General features: G+C 71.6%; 4 protein-coding genes. 1 reads left to right on the forward strand and 3 read right to left on the reverse strand.

Annotated features, from left to right (window positions below):
* Window positions 1–1,300, forward strand: a 1,300-nt coding sequence (locus D7W79_RS38325) for a M24 family metallopeptidase (protein ID WP_147442270.1), incomplete at its 5' end; no start/stop codon positions are given.
* A gap of 3 nt (window positions 1,301–1,303) precedes the next feature.
* Here the strand turns inward: D7W79_RS38325 and D7W79_RS38330 are convergent.
* From D7W79_RS38330 to D7W79_RS38340, 3 genes are all read right to left on the reverse strand, one after another.
* A complete protein-coding gene (locus D7W79_RS38330; RefSeq protein WP_120530202.1) occupies window positions 1,304–2,467 on the reverse strand; it encodes a cytochrome-c peroxidase in 1,164 nt (387 codons plus the stop codon).
* A gap of 151 nt (window positions 2,468–2,618) precedes the next feature.
* Complete coding sequence (locus tag D7W79_RS38335; RefSeq protein WP_120530200.1) at window positions 2,619–3,023, reverse strand: hypothetical protein; 405 nt, start codon at window positions 3,021–3,023, stop codon at window positions 2,619–2,621.
* Between the two features lie 219 nt (window positions 3,024–3,242).
* The gene (locus tag D7W79_RS38340) at window positions 3,243–5,012 is read right to left on the reverse strand and encodes a S8 family serine peptidase (RefSeq protein WP_120530201.1); all 1,770 of its coding nucleotides are present in this window, start codon (window positions 5,010–5,012) and stop codon (window positions 3,243–3,245) included.
* Between the last annotated feature and the right edge of the window lie 281 nt (window positions 5,013–5,293).

The raw sequence follows: 5,293 nt of genomic DNA on the forward strand, positions 1-5,293 counted from the left end.
AGATGGGTATAAGAGACAGTTCGGCACGCTGCGCGAACAGGCCGTGCGCCAGCAGGCGTGGCTCCAGGAGCGGTTGGAGACCGGCGTGCCCCAGCTCATGCGCAAGTACGGCGTGCGCATGTGGGTCGTCCCCATGCGCGAGTACAACGAGGACCCCGTCTTCAAGGCGCTCGTCTCCCCCACCACCTTCTCCGCCCGCCGCCGCACCATCTACGTCTTCTTCGACCGCGGCGCGGACAAGGGCGTGGAGCGGCTGGCGCTGGGCGGCAGCACCCAGGGCGGCCTCTATGAAGCCCGCCGCGCGGCGATGATGGTGGACCGGGGCGGCTCGCAGCGCGCCGCGGAGCTCCTGGGCCCCGAGCAGTGGCAGCTCCTCAAGCAGGTCGTGGAGGAGCGCAAGCCGGACTCCATCGCCATCAACGTGTCCCCCGCCATCGCCTTCGCGGACGGCCTCACCCACGGCGAATACGAAGGCATGACCCAGGCCCTGGGCCCCACCTGGACCAAGCGCCTCAAGCCCGCGGGCGGCCTGCCCCTGGACGTGCTCGGCTGGCGCGGCGCCGACGAGGTGCGCTTCTACGCCGACCTCCAGAAGTACGCCTGGAACCTCATCCAGACCGCCTTCTCCAGCGCCGTCATCACCCCCGGCACCACCACCACCCAGGACGTGGAGTGGTGGATGCGCCAGCGTCTGTCCGACGAAGGCCTGGACACCTGGTTCCAGCCCGACGTGGACGTGCAGCGCCAGGGCGCCACCGACGAACAGCTGGGCGACAACCCCGTCATCCAGCGCGGCGACGTGCTCCACTGCGACTTCGGCGTCACCGCGCTGCGCCTCAACACCGACACCCAGCACATGGGCTACGTGCTGCGCGACGGGGAGACGGACGCCCCCGCGGGCCTCAAGGCCGCGCTCCAGGCGTCCAACCGGCTCCAGGACATCGTCACCGGTGAAATCAAGCCGGGCCGCACCGGCAACGAGGTGCTGCGCGCCTCGCTCGCGAAGATGAAGTCCGAGGGCATCAACGGCAGCGTGTACTCACACCCCATTGGCCTGCACGGCCACGGCGCGGGCCCCATGATTGGCATGTGGGACCGCCAGGAGGGCGTGCCCGGCAACGGCGAGCACAAGGTGATGCCCAACTCCTGGTTCTCCATCGAGCTGCAGGCCACCAGCCCCGTGCCGGAATGGAAGGGCCAGCCCGTGCGCTCCGCCCAGGAGGAGGACGTCGTGGTGGACGCGGAAGGCGCCGTGCACTGGGCCCTCCAGCGTCAGACGTCCTTCCACCTGGTGCGCTGAGGCCTACTTCGCCGCGCCCGTCATGGACTTGAGCAGCGTCACCAGCGCCTGCTTCTCCTCGCTGCTCAGGTCCAGCTTGACGATGGTCTCCGTGCGCACGCCGGCGAAGGTGTCGTCCGGGTCGCCGCCCTTGTTGTAGAAGTCGACCACGTCCTCCAGCGTCTTCTCCGCGCCGGTGTGCATGTACGGCGCGCTCAGCGCCACGTTGCGCAGGGACGGCGTGCGGAACGCGCCCTCCACCTCCGTGGGCTTCGACTGCGCCTGCGCCTTGAGCGTGGACAGCCGCGCCGCGTCCGTGCCCGAAGGCGCGTCGCTGTAGGCGCCCGACGCGTTGAACGGCCAGGACAGCAGCGCGTCCACCGCGTCCGCCTGCCCGCGCCGCCCCGGGCCGGAGTCCTTCAGCCCCAGGTTGTGGAACTTGTCGTCCGTCAGCGAGCGGCCCTTGTGGCACACCACGCACTGGCCCTTGCGCATGAACGTCTTCAGGCCCAGGTACGCCGGGTCCTTCTCCTGCGTCCCCGCCTCCACCGCCTGGAGGAAGCGCCGCACGTCCGCGTCGAAGGGCGCGTCGGTGCGGTTGAGCGTGCGCTGGTACGCCGCCAGCACCTTGCCCACGTTCGCCATCAGCCGGTCCGGGTCGGACTCGTCCGCGGGCGCCTTGCCGAACAGCTGCGTGTACGCCGCCGTGTACGTGGGCTCCGCGGACAGCCGCGCGCGCACCACCGTCGCGTCCGAGTCCATCTCGATGGGGTTCGTCAGCGGCAGCAGCGCCTGCGACCAGAGCCGGTCCGCGCGCCCGTCCCACATGAACCACCGGCTGTAGCCGATGTTGAGGAGGCTGGGCGGGTTGCGTTGCGACGGGTGGCCCCCGCAGCCCTCCGCCGTCGCCGTCTCCACCGTGTAGGACTCCCCGGCGTGGCAGCTCTTGCAGGACACCGTCCCGCAGCGCGACAGCCCCTTGTCCTCGAACAGGCGCTGGCCCAGCGCCGCCGCGTCCGCGTTGTCGCCCCACTTGTTGGTGGGGTCCACCTCCGGCTTCGCGCTCTGCGTGTGCAGGGCGCTCAGCTGGTCCAACTCGTCGTCGGTGGGGAAGGGCACTTCGGATTCGCAGCCGGCCCCCAGGAGGGCCAGGGCGAGCACGGCGGTACGCGGACGGAAACCAGTCATGGGCCGGGGCAGCTTCGCGCCCTTGTGTTCAGCAATCAATGGTCCCTGTCCCCCCGCCGGGCATGCGGCCATCCACGCACGAAGGCCGGGGCCCCTTTCGGGCGCACCCGGCCTTCACGCCGTGAGGCACTTCAACAGGACTTCCGGAGCGCTACTCGCAGGCCAGCTTGAAGCTCACCACCGGCGCCGCGAACTTGGCGATCTTCATCTTCGTGGGGCCCGGGGTGACCGTGGGCGCCGCGCCGTTGGCGCACTTGAGGCCCGCGTCCACCCCCAGCTCCACGTTCAGGTCCTTGTCCTCAGGCAGCCCGCTCACGTTGAAGCTGCAGCGGTTGTTGCGGCTCTGCTTCACCTCGCCCCAGCCCAGGGCCGGGGAGTTGTCCTCCGTCACCTTCACCCGCACCGCCGAGCACGGGTCACCCTGCAGGCCCGTCGCGGGGTACGCGACGCTGCCCGTGACCGTGGCGTTGCCCGCACGACCCGCGGCCGCCGCGCCACTCGAAGAGGCGCAACCCGTGGCGGCAACGACCAGGGCGGCAACAGCAATTCGCAACATGGAGATCCTCAATTCAAGAATGAAAGGGTTTTTGCGCCAGGTTGGCTGCCTTCCCGGCAGCCTTCGGCGCGCGCCACGTACAATCCCGGCGCGCTTTCATTCCACGCAGAAGTGAGTTCTCCATTTCGTTACGCGGAGCATTTTTCCGCTGCCCGACAGCCGCGCTCCGCGTCCGGGCCGCGCGCACTCGCGCCTCCCGGTTCTTGAGAAACGCACGCCTCACGGCAGCCGCTGCAAGGCGTCGCGCGCGCGCACCAGGCCATGACCGAAGACGGGGTCGCGGCCCTGGACGCCCAGGTCGCGCGCGGAGGACTCCAGCGCCTCACGCACCTGCTGGGGCGTGAGCTCCGGCCGGGCGCTCCACAGGAGCGCGGCCACGCCGCTCACGTAGGGCGCGGCCATGGAGGTGCCGGACACGTGGGTGTAGTCCACCGGCAGCAGGGACAGCCGCGCGTCCGCGCCCAGCCGCTGGCGCAGCATGGTGCTGGCGGCCTGGTTGACGCTGACGGCCGGGGCCCAGTGGCCGCTGCGGGGCAGGGAGAGGATGTCCACCGCGCCGCCCGCGGGGGCGTCTTCCGCCGCGAAGATGACGGCGCGCGCGCCCTGCCGCATCACGTTGGACATGGCCTGATCCACGGGCACCGCGCCCGGCCGCACGTAGGCGACGAAGCCGTCGCAGGTGGCGTCCAGGCACGCGTCCAGCGAATCCCCCAGGCCGCAGTCCACCAGCCGCCCGGAGGTGTCACCCGTGGGCGAGTACAGGAGCGAGCGCGACAGCGGGGACGCGTCGTCCACGGACATCTCCGCGTAGGCGCCCAGCCCCCGGGGGAAGGTGGACAGCACGTCCACGCCGGGCGCCACGAGCGAGAGCTCCGCGCCCGCGTTGGAGAAGCCCGCGCGACGCTCGCGCGAGTCCACCGCGCCCACCGCGAGCACGGACGGGTCGGACGCCGGGTACATCACCGGGCCGCCCTGGTTGCCGGAGGCCGCCACCACCAGCAGGCCGTGGTCCAGGAGCGCCTCGAACGCCTCCACCGTGCTGCGCGTGGCGGTGCCGCCGCCCAGCGACAGCGACACGACGCGCGCGCCCTGGGACTCGCACCACTCCATGGCGGAGAGGACCACGCTCATCTGCGTGTGCCCCTGCAGGTCCAGCACGCGCGCGATGAGCAGCGACGCGTTGGGCGCCACGCCCACCATGCCGCCGGGGCTGCCCCGGGGACCGGTGACGCCGCCCTGGCCCATGCGCGCCGCGACGATGCCCGCCACGTGCGTGCCGTGGCCCTGGCCCCACTGGCCCCTGTCGCCGCGGTCGTTCGCGTCGTCGTCGTTGTCCAGGAAGTCGTGGCTGGCCGCCACGGCGCCCTCGAACTCCGGGTGCTCCATGTCCAGCCCGCTGTCGATGATGCACACCTTCACGCCCTGGCCCGTGGGCGCGCCCACGTCCAGCACGCCGTCCCCGTTCGCGTCCCACACCTCCGGGGCCTGCACCAGGCGCAGCCCTTCGGTGTACTCGTCGGAGGGCGGGAGGGCGGCGGCCGTCACCTGGCGCGGCAGCGGCGCGAACAGCGCGGGCGTCAGGCCCTGGGCGCTCCAGAGCTGGTCCACCTCGATGCTCTCCACCAGCTCGCTGCGCTCCAGGAGGAAGCGCTCCGTGGGCGACACGCGCGCGGCCACGGCGGGGATGTTGCGGTACACGGCGCTCACCTTCGCGCCGGTGCTCGCGGTGAAGCTGGCGCCGGAGGCGGTGACGGCCGAGGCGTGGGTGGGGTCTCCTCCCCGGCGGAAGCGGATGATGACCGGCTCGCGCCCGTCGTCCTGCGTCCGGGAGGGCTGCGTTCCGTCCAGTCCCTGGCGGGTCGCCGTCTCTCCCACGACGCCTCCCGCGAGGACACCCGGGCACACCTGTCCCTGCGCGGAGGCGCGCGTGGACGACTCCGGCGCACACGCGGCCAGCGCCAGCAACCCGACGAAAACCCAACGCCTCATGGTGCGACTCCTTCCAAGCAGGACGCCCCTCCCGAGGGTGGCCCCCCGCATGGCGGAGGACCGGGAGGTGCCCGCCCCCCTCACGTGCGAAGGAAGCGGCGTGCTGCTCTGAGGGAACGCATCCCCGGGCGGACTGGCATCGTCCCCGGGCCCGGAGGACGTCCCGGACGTGCGCGGGTGCACAACAGACCTGTTGTCAGGAGGAACACGGGCTCGGGAATTCCGTTGGCCCCGGGACTTTCTCTTTTTCGCGCCTGGGGTGTCTGGAGGCAGGGAAGGAA

The organism is Corallococcus exercitus (assembly GCF_003611585.1).
GTDB classification, from domain to species: Bacteria; Myxococcota; Myxococcia; order Myxococcales; family Myxococcaceae; genus Corallococcus; species Corallococcus exercitus.